The following is a 15,687-nucleotide window of genomic DNA, read 5'->3' as shown; positions in this document are numbered from 1 at the left end:
TCATCCTCTCCATCTCAGTGTTGCCAAAAATGTAGAGTTGGATGAACAGGGCCGAACGAAACGGTTTCTTTTTTTGCCGCCCGGGTGACAGATCGCGCGCCTCCTCACCGGAAATGGGAGGGGAGAGGCCGCACAGCGGCACACAGGGCGATTTGCCCCGGAGGGCAGTCGGGTTCGGCCGATTTGTCCCTCCACCTTCGAACGCGCATTCTCTCTCACCTCCTGGCGTGCACAGTATATGGGGGCGCCTGTCTCTGCGCCCCCTTTTGGTCCTCCCATTATACGGCCTCCGGGGGGCGGAAAACAAGGGCCAATTGCCACGAAGGCAGAGGCTTAAAAAGGGGAATTTTGGGTATTTCGGGTAGGGAGGATGAGGTGTTTGCCGCCTTGACCGCCGAGCGGGAGAGCAGATGAAGTCCTGTTTTGGACTGGCGTGCGCCCCCGATCTGTGGTACACTGAAAAGAAATTTGGAGAGAGGAGGGGAGAGCGATGCGGGCTTTTTTATCCCCAGCCAAGCAGATGCGCCCCTACAACCGCCCAGATGCGCCCCTGCGCTCCCCCCGCTTTGCCGCCGACGCCGCTCAACTGGCGGAGCATTTGCGCCAGTTGGCCCCCTGGCAGCTGGAGAGCTTGATGAAAATCAGCCCCAAGCTGGGGCTGCAGGCATTTTCCCTCTACCAGGAGTTTGGGGTGGAGCGGCCCCTGGCCCCCGCCCTCTTTGCCTATGTGGGGCTGCAGTACAGGTACCTGGCCCCCGAGGATTTTACGGGTGAAGAACTGGCCTTTGCCGATGCCTGCTTGCGCATCGGCAGCGGCCTCTACGGCCTGCTGGCCCCCTGCGACGGGGTGGCCCCCTACCGGCTGGAGATGGGCTGCAAGCTGCCGGTAGGAGCGAGCCGCGACCTCTATGCCCACTGGGGCGACCGGTTGGCAAAGGCCCTCTTTGAGGGGGGTGAGCCGGTGCTCAACCTGGCGTCTGGAGAATATGCCCGCGCCATAGCCCCCCACCTGGGTGGCAGGGAGGAGTGGATCACCTGCCGGTTTTTGGTGCGCCGGGGGCGGGAGCTCAAATGCCTCCCCACCGAGGCGAAGATGGCCCGGGGGAGGATGGCGCGATACCTGGTCAAACACCGGCTGACAGACCCGCGCGCCGTCCGGGATTTCTGTGAGGACGGCTACCAGTTTCTGCCCCAGCTGTCGGGGGAGAGAACCTACACCTTTGCCAAGGGGCTGTAAAACAGGGCTGGATCCACGCGGAACCAGCCCTGTTTTCGGGGGCTCTCCTTGCCGGAGGAGGCACTCTCCCCGAAGAAGCGGGTGCATGGGGCTGCCCTGGGCTATGTTGCGGCTCCCGGCGCCCCTTTCTTGACGGTTTGGGAGAACTGGTTTTGACACCCCTTCTGCGGTGTACCTTTTTGGCGCCAGGTCAAGAAAGCAGAGAAGCTTTGAGAAAAATTGTGCATCTGTCCAATTGCGTGGGAACAGGTATAGAGTTTTTGGGGAAGAGGTGGAGAAAGACCTCCTTTATCGACGGACTTCGCCCCCCTTTGCGGCCGGAAAACAGGGGGCAAATGGGGGAAAAACCGCTTTGCAAAGCGAAAAATTTGCCTTTTTTTCAAAAAATGGTATACTGATTACACGATATTACCGGCAGTCTTGCCTTTATACATAGTATTGTTCTGTCGACGATTCCTGCCGCCGGTTTATAAATGAGACGACTATTTGGAGAGAAGGAGCCAACACCATGCCAGCAAAAGAGACAAGTTTGAAACTGACCGCCACCAAGGTCTACACCATTACCGCCAAAGACAGCGCCAAAGCGATCGAGGCCGCCGGCGAGGGCCGCGAGGCCATCTACCTGGCCGAGGTGGGCACCGCCAAAGAGCAGCAGTGGCAGTTTAAAAAAGAGGGGCGCTTTTACAAGATCATCAACAAGGGCACCGGCAAGTGCCTGGATGTGGAGATGGGCGGCACCGACAACGGCACCCGCCTGCACCAGTGGGAGTTCGCCGGCGGCGACAACCAGCTCTGGTTTTTAGAGGAGATCGGCGAGAACCTGGTGCGCATCAAGTCCAAGCAGACTGGCAAGTGCATCGACATTGTCGACATGGCCAAGTGCGACGGCGCCCAGCTGCAGATTTGGGACGACGTGGGCGGCGACAACCAGGCCTGGCTCATCACCGATGTGACCCCCGCTAAAAAGACGGTGACCCGCACCTCCAAGACCGCCTCTAAGACGGCGGCCAAAAAGCCCGCCGCCAAGAAGGCGCCGGCCAAGAAACCGGCTGCCAAAAAAACCGCCGCCAAAAAGGCGGCTCCCAAAACCGAAGAGAAGTAGCGCTTTTCACACCGCGACAAAAGGCGGGGAGGCCCATTGGGCCTCCCCGCTTTTTTGTGCAGTGAACCCGCCTAGCGGTCCATCAGTTTTTCCGCGTACTGGCGCAGTTCCTCCTGCGAGGAAAACTCGATCCCCGTCTGCTTGATGGTCTCCTGAATCAGTTTGGGCAGTCCGGCAAAGTAGCTGTCCTCGCTCAAGTGTGCGGTGAATTCGTTCATCTCCCAATCCTCCTTGTCAAATGGCGCTGTACTGCTAGTCTGCGCCGCCAGCCGTCGGGTTATTCCGGCGGCCACTCTCTTTGTGCATACCCCCGCAAAAAATTCCCATACTCAAAGCAGCAAAACGAGAGGGGGCTTCTTTTTTGAGGCTACAGGGCAGCAAGACAAAAGAACTTTTGATGCGCGCCTTTGCCGGCGAGTGTCAGGCGCGCACCCGTTACCTGATGGCGGCCGGCAGAGCCGAGAGTGAGGGCTGGCTGCCCGTCTGCCGGGCTTTTCATCAAACGGCCAAAGAGGAGGAGGCCCACGCCTGCGCCTTCTACCGGCTGCTGGGCCCACTGGCGGGCAGCCAGATCGAGATCATTGCCGCCTACCCGGTGCACAGCGGCGACCTGGGCGCCTCTCTGCGGGACGCGCAGGAGGACGAGTACCGGGAGTGGGAGCTCTATGCCGCCCTCTCCCAGATTGCCCGGGACGAGGGATTTTTGCAGGCGGCAGCCCTCTTCCTGGCGGTTTCCTCGGTGGAGAAGACCCACGGCGATCGCTTTGGGCAGCTGGCCGCCCAGGCCGAGGGGGGGACCCTCCTGCGGGCGAGGGAGGCGCGCGGTTGGCGCTGCCAGCGCTGTGGCTTTCCCGTCTACGGTTGCGCCCCGCCCCAAACCTGTCCTCTCTGCGGCGGCGGACAGAGGGGCTTTGCACGGTCCGGCGGGGGAGAGGGCTGAGCGGGCGCGCGAGAAAAAGGGGCCGCGCCCTGTGGTGCGGCCCCTTGCGGGAACACTAGCGAATTTCGATCTGGTGGGACGGGGGTGTGATGGTGGGCTCTTTGGGCAGGGTGACGGTCAGCACCCCGTGCTTGTACTCGGCGTCAATGCTGTCGGCCTGGATGCCGGCGACGCTGAAGCTTCTGGTGTAAGAGCCGCTTCTGCGCTCTTTTCGCAGATAGTTGCCGTGGCGGTCCTCTTTGGACTCGTCGTGTTGGGCGGTGATGGTCAAGGTGTCGCCCTTGAGGTCCACCTTGATGTCGTTTTTCTCAAACCCCGGCAGGTCGGCTTTTAAAATATACCTGTCCGGTTTTTCGATGATGTCGGTGCGAAATTGGGAAAAGTCGCTGCCGAAATCGCCAAACAGCTGTTTTTCCAATTTGTCCAGCTCGTGGAACGGGTTGTTGCGGATGGTCCCAAAAGGCATGAGTTCAAACATTGTCAATTCCTCCATTTCTCGTTTTGCTGTGAACGGGTTTTCGGACTCCATTTTAGGGGTCACATTCGGTTGTGTCCCATTGGAAATCCCCTCTTTCTCTTCCTTACAACTGCAGTATACTGCGGGTTTGTGACAAATCAAGGGATGAAATATGAACAATTTTAAAATGATTAGCAATCTAATAAATGGATTGCTAAAATGCAAAAAGGCAGGTGGACGCGCTGTGAAACGACGGTTTGTAGCGCTGTTGTTCTGCGCTTTCTCCCCCTTCCTCCTCACCGGTGGCAATGGGGTGGTGGGGGCACTGACCGCCCGCCCCTGCGCGGCTGTCTCCGCCCATCTCCCTGCGGCAGGGGAGAGGGACTTTGCCGTCCCCTTTGCGGCGGAGGAGCTGGGGGAATTTGCCCTCTGTGCCTACTGTACCGAGCGCTATGCGCACATCTGCGGCGGCTCGGACACCACCCGCAGCGGCGACCCGGTCTGCGCGGGGGTGACAGTGGCGGTGGATCCCGAGGTCATCCCTCTGGGCTCCACCCTCTATATTGAGGGGATCGGCTTTCGCAAGGCGCAGGACACCGGCAGCGCCATTCGCGGCCAGACCATCGACCTGGCGGTGGAGCGGCACGGCGAAGCCCTCTCGTTTGGGGTGCAGCACCGCCGGGTCTGGTTGGTGCAGTGACCCTCTTTTCAAAGCCTGCCGGTTGTGGTATGCTTTGAAAAAAGAGAAGAGGGGGACGCGCGATGCGCCGTCAACTGGACATCAACCCCAAGGCGTTTGGAAATATTTTAAACGGTTCAAAGGAGTTTGAATTGCGGCTGTACGACCGGGAGACCTGGGATTTGCAGCTGGGGGACGAGATTGTGTTCACCGACTTTGCCGAGCGCAGCCGCCGGCTGGTGGTGCGGGTGGAGGGGCTGTTGCGCTATCCCACCTTTCGCGCCCTCTTTTCCGATCTGGACTACGGCCGCTGCGGCCCGGCGGACAGTCTGGAGAAGAAGATGGCGGGCATTTACCAGTACTACACCCCCGTGCAGGAAGAGGCGGCCGGGGTGGTGGCCATCAAGATGCGGCTGTTGGAGAAGCTGTAAGGGGACAAAAGCAAAAAAGCAGAGCGCCCGGCGGGGCGGCTCTGCTTTTTTTATCTGTGGCAAATTACAGCAGTTTGGCGGGCTCCCCCTCCTCGGGGTAGAGCAGGGCGGTCAGCCCGTCCAGATAAAAGACCACGTACTCGGGGTTTTCGGGGGTGCCGTAGATGGCGTCCAGGGCGGGGTCGGCGGCAAACATGGCCTCTTTGGCGGCCTTGTCATCTACAAAGACGGCCTTTCCGCACAGGCGCAGCCACTCCTCCCCCTTGAGGGCGCAGATTTCGCATTTGGGATTGGCCGCCAGCTGGCGGTACACGGCCTTGGTGTTTTCGGTGCAGAAAAACAGCTTCCCCTCAAACTCCATCACCGAGCCGAAGGGCCGCACCCGGGGCTGGCCGCCCTCATCGGTGGCCAGAAAGAAAGCGCCGGCATCTTGCAGAAAAGAGACAATTTCACGCATGGAAAGACCTCCCCAATTTTGTGTTGGCAATCTCTGCCACACCCCCATGGTACACGGTTTGGACGGTTTTTGCAAGGGGCCTTAAAAGCCGGTTTTTCCCTCGGCGATCTGCTGGACAAAGGCGGCCATCTCCTGCTTGGAGCCAATTTGGTGGGTGCGCTCGACGATCTGGCGCTTGGCCGCCTCCGGCAGGGAACCGAAGCGCTCCATGGCGGGAAAGTTGCGGGCCAGGGCCATCCCCAGCCCCTCCGGCAGCTCGGCGAGGGGGTCGGTATTTCTCTTGATTTCAGACATTTGCAAAACGCCTCCTTTTGATTTGGGAGGAGTATGGGCTCTGACCGGTCTTTTTATACCCTGTCTTGACGGGGCGCGCCCCGCCGTGATACAATAAACCGCTTTGTGTGAAAGCAGATCATCAGGCGGGCCCGCGGGCCGCGCAGAAAGGACAATGCACTGTGAAACCCGTTTCGTTTTGCCCCCACGTGGGCTGCTGGGACAGCATTGCCCACCGCTTTCCCCGCAGGCCGCCCCCGCGGGGAGCCGCCGCGCTGCGGTGAGCGACCGCCCCTTTCGCAGCGACCGGCCGTTTTGTCGGCGGCAAATTGTGCAAAAGGATGATTGGATACAATGACTTGGTTTTGGTTTTCTATGTTGGCGCTGCTCGGGTGGAGCGGTTCCGACCTCTTTAGCAAAATGGGTTCCAAGCCCTCTGACAAGTACAGCCACTGGAAGATGGTGATGGCCGTGGGGCTGGTGATGGGCGTCCACGCCATCTACCTCCTCGCCACCGGCACCCCCTTTTCGCCGCGGGACATCATCACCTACCTGCCCGCCAGCTTCCTCTACATTCTGGCCATGATCTTTGGCTATGTGGGGCTGCGCTACATCGAGCTGTCCATCTCCAGCCCCATCTGCAACTCCTCCGGGGCGGTGGCGGCCCTCCTCTGCTTTGTCTTTTTAAAGCAGACCATGAACGGCATTCAGTTTTTCGCCGTCTTTCTCATCTGCTTGGCGGTCTTCCTGCTGAGCCTGCTCGAAAAGCGGCGGGACGACCAACTGCGGCGGGAAGCGGCCCTCTCGCCGGACAAGAAGTACACCCGCAGCATCGTCGCCGTCCTCTTCCCCATCCTCTACTGCATCATCGACGGTTTGGGCACCTTTGCCGACGCCCTGCTGCTGGACACCGTGATCGCCGAGGAGCAGGCCAACATGGCCTATGAGTTCACCTTCCTCTTCCTGGCGATCTGCGCTTTCGTCTACGTGGTGATCGTCAAAAAGCAGAAGCTAGTGGTCTGGGACGAGAAGCCCAAGATGGCCGCCGCCCTCTGCGAGACGGTGGGGCAGTACTTCTACGTCTTCGCCATCGGCGCCAACCCCATCATCGCCGCGCCGGTCATCAGCAGCTACTGCCTGCTCAGCGTGGTCTGGAGCCGGCTTTTCCTCAAGGAAAAGCTCACGGCCAAACACTACGCCCTCATCGCCATGGCAGGGGTGGGGATGGCGATCCTCGGCTTTTTTGACGCCTGATCGACTGCACCTTCCAGAGGCCTCCAAAATGGAGGTATAGCAAGTCAAAAGCACTCGGCGGGATTTTTTCCCGCCGGGTGCTTTTTCTCGGCCAGAGGGCTGTTTTTTGGCGTTTACTCGCGGCGCTCGCCGTAGTCCACCTGGTAGCCCCGATCCACCGTGATGACGGCGTTGTAGCGGGGATCGATTTCCCGCAACTGCGCCTCGATCTGGGTGCAGAGATCGTGGTTTTTCACCGGGCAGTCCACCGGCACCATCACGTCGAAGATCAGGTTGCTGTGGGTCTCGCCCAGCACCGCGCGAAAGTCGTGGATGCTCAAGTCGGGCCGGACGCGCTGCACGCACTCCAGAACCGTCTGCCGCAGGGTGTTGACGGTGTCGTTGTTGGTGACGATGGGGTCCATGTGAATGACCATCTGAATTCCCATCTCCTGGGCCAGGTCCTTTTCGATGTTGTCGATGAGATCGTGGCTCTGCAGGATGTCGGCGGAACTGTCCACCTCGGCGTGGAGGGAGGCAAAGGTCCGGCCTGGGCCGTAGTTGTGCACCATCAGGTCGTGGATGCCCAGCACCTGCGGGTGGGAGAGGACCTTGCGGGAGATCTCACTCACCAGGGCGCTGTCGGGGGCCTGTCCCAGCAGGGGCCCCAGGGTGTCCTTGGCCACCCCGTACCCGGAGAAGAGGATGAAGGCCGCCACCGCCAGCCCCATGTATCCGTCCAGGTTCAGGGGGGTCAGCAGGGAGACCACCGACGCCGCCAACACCGCCGAGGTGGCGACCACATCGTTGAGGCTGTCCTGCGCGGTGGCGAGGATGGTGGTGGAGGAGATGGCTTTGCCGATGCGCCGGTTAAAAGACCACAGCCATACCTTGCAGGCGATGGAGCCGGCCAGCACCGCCAGCGTCACCGCCGAGGTCTCCACCGGGGCGGGGTGGAGGACTTTATCCAGCGAGGTGCGCCCCAGCTCAAAGCCCAGCAGCAGGATCAAAAAGGCAATGATGAGCCCGGCCACATACTCGGTGCGCCCATGGCCGAAGGGGTGGTCTCGGTCCGCCGGTTTTTCAGAAATTTTAAAGCCCAGCAGGCTGATGATGGAGCTGCCCGCATCGGAGAGGTTGTTCACCGCGTCGGCCACAATGGAGACACTTCCCGCCAGGGTGCCCACCGCCAATTTGGCGGCGAAGAGCAAAACATTGGCAGCGATGCCCACCGCGCCGGAGAGGGTGCCGTAGCGGGCTCGAACCCGGGTATCCCCCACCTGTTCGCAGTCCCGCACAAAGGCCTTGACCAGCAGAGAGGCCATATCACCGCCCCCTTTCTAAAAAATTGCCGCAGAAAAGCCGGGGGATGGGTCCCAGGCTCCCTTGGCGCGCTTTGGTGCCGGTGATAAAAATGCCCATTTATTTTACCGCATCCGGCGGCAGAAAACAAGCTTCTCTCGGGGGCATCTGCCTCCCGCCTCGGTTGAAGCGAAAAGGGAAGGTGGGCGCGGCCTGCACCAGAAGGGGTGGAGAGGGCTCTCGATCTTGGCTCTACCGGGTTTCGGGGCGGCCGGTGGCGGATCCAGCCATCCGTCGCCGCGCCATAACCGCAGCGGCAGGAGGGGAGAAGAAGGGGCCCAAATGGGAAGAGCAGCCCCTTCAGCAGGCGCTTCTGTCCGATGGCGGAGGGATCATCCCCATTAAAAAAGCCCCGGACGACCCTCGTCCGGGAACTTTTGCGCGGGCCAATAGTCACTGTGTCTGGAGGGGGGGAGAGGGGGGCTGTTGGAGAAAGGCCCTGGCCTGTTCCGGATCGTCAAACGGCTCTGCGCCCCCCTCCGAAAGGTAGAGAACGGCGTCGTTCCACTCCTGCAGGGGGTGGGCAGAGGCGGGTATCCGCGCGACAGCATCCGGCAGAAGTGTTCGCAGGTCTGCCCGGTGCAGGTCGGACAGATAGGTGCAGTGAAGGCTGTCCGCCAGCTCTTCCAACAGGTCTTTCGGCAAAGTCGTCCCCTCCCTCTGCTGCTCGATATAGCAGACTTTACCTTTCGCGCCACAACCGGCCACACCTGCCCATAATGCGGTAAAATGTTCCTCAAAAGGAACCTAAAAAATACCAACTTTTACAGGAAAACATGTCTTTTGAAGCGCCTTTTGCACATCTTCCATTATACCGACAGCGAAAGAAATTGTCTACCATTTCTTTTTATAAAAATTTCCAACTGTTTGTTTCTCTTCAGTGTTCCCGGGTCCAGCGCAGAAAGGTGTCCTGCGAGACGCCGAGACGCTTGGCCGCCTCGCGGGAACTGATGGCGCCGCCCTGCCACTGCCGCTTGAGCAGAGGGAAATCGGGGGGGATGGGTTTTCGCGGCCGGCCGAAGGCGACCCCCTTTCGCTTGGCCGCGTCGATCCCCTCCCGCTGCCGCTGGCGGATGTTCTCCCGCTCGGTCTGGGCCACATAGGAGAGGATCTGCAGTACCAGGTCAGAGATAAAGACGCCGGTGAGGTCCCGGTCGCCCTGCCGGGTGTTGAGCAGGGGCATATCCAGCACGGCGATGTCCACCTGTTTTCGCTTGGTGATCTCCCGCCACTGCTGAATGATCTCGTCGTAATTGCGCCCCAGCCGGTCGATGGACTTGATCACCAGGAGATCGCCGGGCTTGAGGCGGCGCATCAGCCGCTGGTAGCTGGGGCGATTAAAGTCCTTGCCGCTCTGTTTATCGGTGTAGATGTGGGTCTTCGGCACGCCGAATTCCTGCATGGCGATCAGCTGCCGGTCTTCGTTTTGGTCGCGGGAGGAGACCCGCACATAGGCGAATGTATTCATTTTTATTACCTCCTAGTAGATAGTCTTCCTTAAGCATCATACAGGAGATAGAGGCGGTACAAACCCCTTTTTTCGACAAGTTTCACGACTTGTGAAAACCGCAAAGGCTTTTCCACCGCCCCGCAATAAAAGGAAAATTTTAGGTTAAAAAAACACCTCTCCGCACTGTCGGAGAGGTGTTTTTTAACGAGAGGTGTTATTTGGGCGAGCGCTCCATGGCGCGCATCACCAGGGAGACAAATTTCTCCCGGTCGGCGTTCAGGGCGATCGCACAGTTCTTGCGGGCCTTTTTGTCGCGGGTGTTCACGTCGCAGATGGTCATGCCGTCGGCAAAACCGCCGGAGAAATCCACATCCACATAGAGCTGACGCACGTCTTTGAGGACGGTGGGGTCGATGACCGCGGCCACGGCCAGGGCGTCGTGAATGGGGCCCCAGTCGTCCTGCTCCATGGGCTGAAAGACCCGGTAGCCCTTGATGCGGTAGCGGGCAAATTCCGAGGTGGCCTTGGAGGCGCGGGTGTTCATGGCGTCGAGCTGGTCGCACTCGCCCAGGGAGATGCAGGCGCGGTGGGTGGCGTCCAGGGGGACCAGGGTGATCTTGGCGCCGCAGTCCAGCACGATCTTGGCGGCCTCAGGGTCGATCCAGATGTTGAACTCGGCGGCGGGGGTGATGTTGCCGTACTCGTAGGCGCCGCCCATGATGACGATCTCCCCGATCTTTTCCACGATTTCGGGCTGAATGCGGATGGCGGCGGCAATGTTGGTCAGCGGGCCCACCGGGATCAGGGTGATGTCCCCATCCGAGGCCATCAGGGTGTCCACCAGCCAGCTGACGGCGTTTTGCCGCTGGGGCTGAATGGTGGCGGCGGGCAGGTAGTCCAGGTAGTCGCTGTGGACATTCTCCTCCGGATCCTCCTGGCCGGTGAAGGGCATGTGGGGTCGACGGCCGGGGGTCAGGGAACTGACCAAAGGCAGGTGGCATCCCTTGAAGACCGGCACGTCGCTGCCCAGGTATTCCACCACCCGCAGGGTGTTTTCGGTGGTCATCTCGATGCAGCGGTTGCCGTTGACGGTACAGATGCCCAGCACCTCCAACTCGGGGGAGAGCAGGGCGGTCATGATGGCAACGGCGTCATCGCTGCCGGTGTCCACGTCTAAGATCACTTTCTTCTTATCCATTGGCTCGATTCCTCCAGTAGTGGGGGTGGCCGGCGCGCGGCCCCCCGCTCTTTTGCTATCAGTGTAGCGCCAAATGCGCCGTTTGCCAAGGACAGATGTCTCCCAAAAAAAGGAAGCCCCCGGAGGGCGGACGGAAAGAAAGTCGTCAAGAATTTTTGGGGGAGATGGTGTATACTCTAGTAAATGAGAGCAATGTGAGAGGAAGTGTGAAATTGCCCCCATCTGCCATTCGGCGAAGGCCGCCGACCAAAAAAATTTCTCGCCCCCGTCCCCGCCCCCGGGGGCGGGACAGGCATCTCCCCCTGCGCCCGCTCCTCTTCGGGCTTCTGGCTGTGCTGTTGGGGGGACTTCTGATTCTCTCCCGCTGCCGGTACCGGCAGCCGGTGGAGCCCTCCCGTGCCCAGACCATCGCCGGCATCCCGGTGACCGAGGAGTTTATCCCCGAAGGGAATGCCGGCCGCCCGGGCATCAAGCGGGAGATCAAGTGGGTGGTCATCCACGAGACGGCCAATCACGCAGAGGGGGCGGACGCCCAGCGCCACAGCGAGTACATACAGAAAAAATCGGTGGAGAGCACCCTCTCCTGGCACTACACGGTGGACGACCACCAGATCTACCACCACCTGCCCGACGACGAGGTGGGCTGGCACGCCGGCGACAAGCTGACCGCCGGCGGGGGGAATCAGTGCGGCATCGGGGTGGAGATCTGCGTCAATGACGACGGCGACTACGCCCAGGCGGTGGACAACGCCGCCAAGCTGACCGCCTACCTGCTGGACTACTATGGGCTGGGGATCGAAAATATCAAGCAGCACCACGACTTTATGGAGAAAAACTGCCCCCAGATCATGCGGGATACCAGCGGCTGGGATGCCTTTTTGCAGAGGGTGGAGGACTGCCGGGCAGGATGACAACCCCCGCCCTCTGTGCTATAATAAAGAGAAAAGCGGCCGTGCATTTGCAAGGTGGAAAGAGCTTCTGTGCAATCTGCCAAGGGCGGCCACTTGTTCCCCCAATGGGGGAGGGATCGAAAATATGAAACTGGCTGCCGGGGGCGGATAAACCGGGCGGCCCAAAAAGGAGAGGACCGCAAAATGGGTCTGGATCTGCAAAACGAGCGCAACTTGACCATGCTCACCGATTTCTACGAACTGACCATGTCCAACGGCTATCTGGAGAGCGGGATGGACGACAAGATCGGCGTCTTTGATATGTTCTTCCGCAAAATCCCCGACGGTGGGGGCTACGCCATCTTTGCCGGACTGGAGCAGTTGGTGGAGTACATGAACAACCTCCGCTTCACCCAGGAGGACGTGGACTACCTGCGGGGCAAGCACATCTTTAGCGAGGCGTTCCTCGACTATCTGCTGCACTTTCGCTTCACCTGCGATGTCTGGGCCGCCAAGGAGGGGGAGCCGGTCTTCCCCGGCGAGCCGGTGGTCATTGTGCGGGGCCCGGTGATCCAGGCCCAGCTGGTGGAGACCATGGTTTTATTGACCGTTAACCACCAGTCGCTGCTGGCCACCAAGGCCAACCGGGTGGTGCGGGCCGCCGCCGGCCGGCCGGTGATGGAGTTTGGCTCCCGCCGCGCCCAGAGCTATGACGGCGCCATTTTGGGGGCGCGAGCCGCCTATATCGGCGGCTGCGCCGCCACCGCCTGCACCATTGCCGACCGGGACTACCACATCCCCGCCACCGGCACCATGGCCCACAGCTGGGTGCAGATGTTTGACTCGGAGTACGAGGCGTTTCGGACCTATGCCGAGATCTACCCCGACAGCTGCACCCTGCTGGTGGACACCTACAACGTCATCAAGTCGGGCATCCCCAACGCCATCAAGGTCTTTAACGAGGTGGTCATCCCCCGGGGCTACCGGCCGGCGGGCATCCGCATCGATTCGGGCGACATCGCTTACCTCTCGAAAAAGGCCCGCAAAATGCTCGACGAGGCCGGGCTCACCGACTGCAAGATCGTGGCCAGCAACTCGCTGGACGAGTACATCATTCGCGACCTGATCACCCAGGGGGCCAAGGTGGACTCCTTTGGGGTGGGGGAGAACCTCATCACCAGCAAATCCGACCCGGTCTTCGGCGGGGTCTACAAGCTGGTCGCCATCCAGGAAGGGGACCACTACATTCCCAAAATCAAGATTTCCGAGACGGTGGAGAAGATCACCAACCCCGGTTTCAAACAGGTCTGGCGCTTTTTCGACAAGGATACCCATCAAGCCATCGCCGACTATGTGACCGAGTTCGGCGAGGAGGTGGACACCTCAAAGCCCATCACCATCTTCGACCCCAACGCCACCTGGAAAAAGCAGACCCTCGAAAACGTCTATGCGGTGCCGGTGTTGGAGCAGGTCTTTGCCGGGGGCCGGTCCCTCTACACCCCCCTCTCCCTGCAGCAGCTGCAAAACTACTGCTTGGAACAGGTGGATCACCTCTGGGAAGAGGTCAAGCGGTTTGAAAATCCCCACCGCTACTATGTCGATCTCTCCCCCCGCCTGTGGCAGATGAAGCGCGATCTGCTGGAGAAGGTCAACACCTTCTGACAAGGGGGCATTTAACCGATGAAAAGAGCCCGCTGGAGCAACTCTCCGGCGGGCTCTTTTCAGTTGTCGGAGGGGGGCAAAAGCGCCTCAAAGGCGGCAGTCGGCAGGGGTGGGGCGTAGAGGTAGCCCTGGATCAAGTCACAACCAGCCTCCCAGAGGAAGGCCGCTTGTCCCTCTTCCTCGATCCCCTCGGCCACCGATTCGATGTTCAGCGTCTTGGCCAGCGAGAGGATGGAGCGGATCACTGCCTGGGAGCGGGGAGAGTCCAGGCTGCCGACGAAGAACTGCCGGTCCAGTTTGAGGGTGTCCACCGGCAGGTCCTTGAGCAGCCCCAGGGAGGAGTAGCCCGCTCCAAAGTCGTCCAGCGAGCAGCGCATTCCCAACTGGTGGATGTGCCCGATCAGATCCCGCGCCTCGCCGATCTCCCGGGTGGTGAAGAGGACATTTTCGGTCAGCTCCAGTTCGAGGCAGCGGGCGTCGGCGCCGGTGCGCTGCAGAATATTGCGGTAATTGTCCAAAAAGCGGGCGGTCTTCATGTGCTGGCGGGAGACATTGACCGATACCGGCACCTCCGCCAACCCCTGCTCCGCCCACCTTTTGAGCAGCAGGCAGACCTTTTCAAAAACCAGCAGGTCCAGCTGGCGGATCAGTCCGGTGCGCTCGCAGAGGGGGATGAATTCACCTGGGGGGATCAGCCCGCGCCTCGGATGGACCCAGCGCACCAGGGCCTCGGCTCCGGCCACCTCTGGGCGGCCGTCCCTCTGCCGGTATTTGGGCTGCAAGTAGATGCAGAACTCTTCCCTGGCAAAGGCCTGCTCCAGCTCCTTCAGGCGCTCGATCTCCTCCTGTTGGCGGGCGGCAAACGGGGCGTCAAAGAGAGCGGCGCTGCTGGGATATTCTGCGACAACCGTTTTGCGGGCCAGATTGGCCCTGCGCTCGGCAGCGCTCAAATCGGGGGCGGCGGGATCGACAGAACAGCCGCCCTGACTCACCCGAAGAAAGCCCATGGCGGTGTTGATCGCCCGCAATTGGGCAGAAAAGTCCTCCATCCTGGCTGCCAACTGGTCTTGAGGGCTGCGCACCAGCAGATAAAAGGTATCCCCCTCACCGCGGGCCGCCAACTCCCCTTCGCCCAGCTGCTGCAAAAGGGTGTGATACACCTGGGCGAGGAGGGCGTCGCCAACCTTCTCGCCCTTGACCTCGTTGATCAGGCGAAAGTCCTTTAGGTTCAGGGCGACCACCGCCCATCCCCCCGCCGGCTTCTGGCGGATCAGCCGTTCTCCTTCCCAGAGGAAGTAGGCGTTGTTGTGCCCGCCGGTAACCGGGTCCGAAAAGACGACCTGTCTCATTTGAGCCTGGGTTTGGTGCTGGAAGACCACCCCTGCCGCCCCCAACAGGGCCAGCAGAACGGCCACCCCCACGGCAAAGCCGACGGCCTGCCTGGCGTGGAGCTCCACCTCTGCGGCGATGAGGTCGCGGGGGATAAGGGTGGCCACGTATATCCCATAGTCGCCAATGGGCCGGTAATCCAGCAAAACTTCCTTTCCATCGCCGGTGGGGAAGACAATGCTGCCCGCCTGGCTCTGCTGTAGGTCCTGCCGCATCTTCTGGGCCCACACCTCCGAGCCGGAGTAGTCGGTGGCGGCAATGAGTACGGAAAAGGGCCGTTGGGTGGGGGAGACGAGAATGGTCCCGCTGCTGTCGAGGATGCAGGTGCTCCCCTGCCCGTTAAAACAGCCGTTGTCGATGATGGCGCGCATCTTCGCGTCCGATTTGACGCCGGCCAACACCCCGCTGCCCTGCCCGTCGGCGAGGGGGATCAGGTAGAGAAAGCCGTCTTTTTCTGGAAGGGGGCAGAAGACGCGCGTGCCGTTGAGGGCGCTCTGAAAGGCGGGCAATTCGCCCAAATTGACGGGAAAGGCGTCGGAAAAGGGGGTTCCGCCCTCCGGGCCGACCACCGCCAATTCATCAAAGTTCGTTAGAGCAGCGCGGTTGTGCAGCGCATTTGGGGCGATGGCCCCCGAAGCCAGGTCCTCGGCAACGAGGGCGAGCTGGTTCATGGCGCCGTCTACGCGGGAGCGGATGAGCTGGGCAGATTGGCTGGATACATCTTCCAGGTACTGCTGGGTGCGACGGTCCACGGCCTGGCGCAGCGCCACCGCGTTCCAAACGGCGACCACCCCGATCCCCACCAAAAGGGCGGCCGCCGCGATCAGTGCCCACCGACGAACCTTTGGCGAGAGCTGTTTTTTCCGTCTCTGCACAGCGCTTATCCTCCTGATTACAAAATGACAACGCAACTTTGACAAATAGAAA

Annotated in this window: 17 protein-coding genes; 8 read left to right on the top strand and 9 right to left on the bottom strand. The window is 60.8% G+C overall.

Annotated elements, in window-relative coordinates:
• Positions 1-490 precede the first annotated feature (490 nt).
• Both HJY11_RS02150 and HJY11_RS02145 read left to right on the top strand, forming a co-directional pair.
• Complete coding sequence (locus HJY11_RS02150; RefSeq protein ID WP_208074420.1) at positions 491-1,237, top strand: YaaA family protein; 747 nt, start codon at positions 491-493, stop codon at positions 1,235-1,237.
• 508 nt (positions 1,238-1,745) lie between these two features.
• A complete protein-coding gene (locus tag HJY11_RS02145) occupies positions 1,746-2,339 on the top strand; it encodes an RICIN domain-containing protein (protein WP_208074419.1) in 594 nt (197 codons plus the stop codon).
• 71 nt (positions 2,340-2,410) lie between these two features.
• Here HJY11_RS02145 and HJY11_RS02140 read toward each other — a convergent pair whose 3' ends face one another.
• Entirely contained in the window at positions 2,411-2,557 is a 147-nt protein-coding gene (locus HJY11_RS02140) for a hypothetical protein (RefSeq protein WP_208074418.1), read from the bottom strand.
• 143 nt (positions 2,558-2,700) lie between these two features.
• Here HJY11_RS02140 and HJY11_RS02135 point away from each other — a divergent pair, with 143 nt between their 5' ends.
• On the top strand, positions 2,701-3,279 hold the full coding sequence (locus tag HJY11_RS02135) for a rubrerythrin family protein (RefSeq protein ID WP_208074417.1): 579 nt from the start codon (positions 2,701-2,703) through the stop codon (positions 3,277-3,279).
• A gap of 55 nt (positions 3,280-3,334) precedes the next feature.
• Here the strand turns inward: HJY11_RS02135 and HJY11_RS02130 are convergent, their stop codons facing one another.
• Entirely contained in the window at positions 3,335-3,757 is a 423-nt protein-coding gene (locus HJY11_RS02130; protein WP_208074416.1) for an Hsp20/alpha crystallin family protein, read from the bottom strand.
• 223 nt (positions 3,758-3,980) lie between these two features.
• Here HJY11_RS02130 and HJY11_RS02125 point away from each other — a divergent pair, with 223 nt between their 5' ends.
• Entirely contained in the window at positions 3,981-4,436 is a 456-nt protein-coding gene (locus tag HJY11_RS02125; RefSeq protein ID WP_208074415.1) for a 3D domain-containing protein, read from the top strand.
• A gap of 62 nt (positions 4,437-4,498) precedes the next feature.
• Positions 4,499-4,846 (top strand): ASCH domain-containing protein, encoded by a 348-nt coding sequence (locus tag HJY11_RS02120; RefSeq protein WP_208074414.1) that lies wholly within the window; start codon positions 4,499-4,501, stop codon positions 4,844-4,846.
• Positions 4,847-4,910: 64 nt separating this feature from the next.
• On the opposite strand, the gene HJY11_RS02115 is transcribed toward HJY11_RS02120, so the two are convergent.
• The gene (locus HJY11_RS02115; RefSeq protein WP_208074413.1) at positions 4,911-5,303 is read right to left on the bottom strand and encodes a pyridoxamine 5'-phosphate oxidase family protein; all 393 of its coding nucleotides are present in this window, start codon (positions 5,301-5,303) and stop codon (positions 4,911-4,913) included.
• 81 nt (positions 5,304-5,384) lie between these two features.
• Positions 5,385-5,597 carry a hypothetical protein gene (locus tag HJY11_RS02110; protein WP_208074412.1) on the bottom strand — a complete coding sequence of 71 codons (213 nt, stop codon included), beginning with the start codon at positions 5,595-5,597 and terminating at the stop codon, positions 5,385-5,387.
• Between the two features lie 333 nt (positions 5,598-5,930).
• Here HJY11_RS02110 and HJY11_RS02105 point away from each other — a divergent pair, with 333 nt between their 5' ends.
• Complete coding sequence (locus tag HJY11_RS02105; protein ID WP_208074411.1) at positions 5,931-6,830, top strand: EamA family transporter; 900 nt, start codon at positions 5,931-5,933, stop codon at positions 6,828-6,830.
• A 113-nt stretch (positions 6,831-6,943) separates the two neighbouring features.
• On the opposite strand, the gene HJY11_RS02100 is transcribed toward HJY11_RS02105, so the two are convergent.
• From HJY11_RS02100 to HJY11_RS02085, 4 genes are all read right to left on the bottom strand, one after another.
• Positions 6,944-8,134, bottom strand: coding sequence for a cation diffusion facilitator family transporter (locus HJY11_RS02100; protein ID WP_208074410.1), 1,191 nt, complete (start codon positions 8,132-8,134; stop codon positions 6,944-6,946).
• A 430-nt stretch (positions 8,135-8,564) separates the two neighbouring features.
• Positions 8,565-8,816, bottom strand: a complete 252-nt coding sequence (locus tag HJY11_RS02095; protein ID WP_208074409.1) for a hypothetical protein — start codon at positions 8,814-8,816, stop codon at positions 8,565-8,567.
• Between the two features lie 232 nt (positions 8,817-9,048).
• Entirely contained in the window at positions 9,049-9,639 is a 591-nt protein-coding gene (locus tag HJY11_RS02090) for a recombinase family protein (RefSeq protein ID WP_208074408.1), read from the bottom strand.
• 196 nt (positions 9,640-9,835) lie between these two features.
• A complete protein-coding gene (locus tag HJY11_RS02085) occupies positions 9,836-10,819 on the bottom strand; it encodes a nucleoside hydrolase (protein ID WP_208074407.1) in 984 nt (327 codons plus the stop codon).
• A gap of 206 nt (positions 10,820-11,025) precedes the next feature.
• Here HJY11_RS02085 and HJY11_RS02080 point away from each other — a divergent pair, with 206 nt between their 5' ends.
• On the top strand, positions 11,026-11,730 hold the full coding sequence (locus HJY11_RS02080; protein ID WP_208074406.1) for a peptidoglycan recognition protein family protein: 705 nt from the start codon (positions 11,026-11,028) through the stop codon (positions 11,728-11,730).
• Positions 11,731-11,913: 183 nt separating this feature from the next.
• The gene (locus tag HJY11_RS02075; protein ID WP_208074405.1) at positions 11,914-13,371 is read left to right on the top strand and encodes a nicotinate phosphoribosyltransferase; all 1,458 of its coding nucleotides are present in this window, start codon (positions 11,914-11,916) and stop codon (positions 13,369-13,371) included.
• Positions 13,372-13,430: 59 nt separating this feature from the next.
• On the opposite strand, the gene HJY11_RS15585 is transcribed toward HJY11_RS02075, so the two are convergent.
• Positions 13,431-15,635: a bifunctional diguanylate cyclase/phosphodiesterase gene (locus tag HJY11_RS15585; RefSeq protein WP_208074404.1), complete on the bottom strand. Its 2,205-nt coding sequence runs from the start codon at positions 15,633-15,635 to the stop codon at positions 13,431-13,433.
• Positions 15,636-15,687 lie beyond the last annotated feature (52 nt).

This window comes from Bittarella massiliensis (ex Durand et al. 2017) (assembly GCF_017566145.1).
Lineage (GTDB): Bacteria > Bacillota > Clostridia > Oscillospirales > Ruminococcaceae > Bittarella > Bittarella massiliensis_A.
The sequence above is the reverse complement of the archived record's forward strand: the minus strand, read 5'-3'. Positions and strand labels throughout refer to the sequence as shown.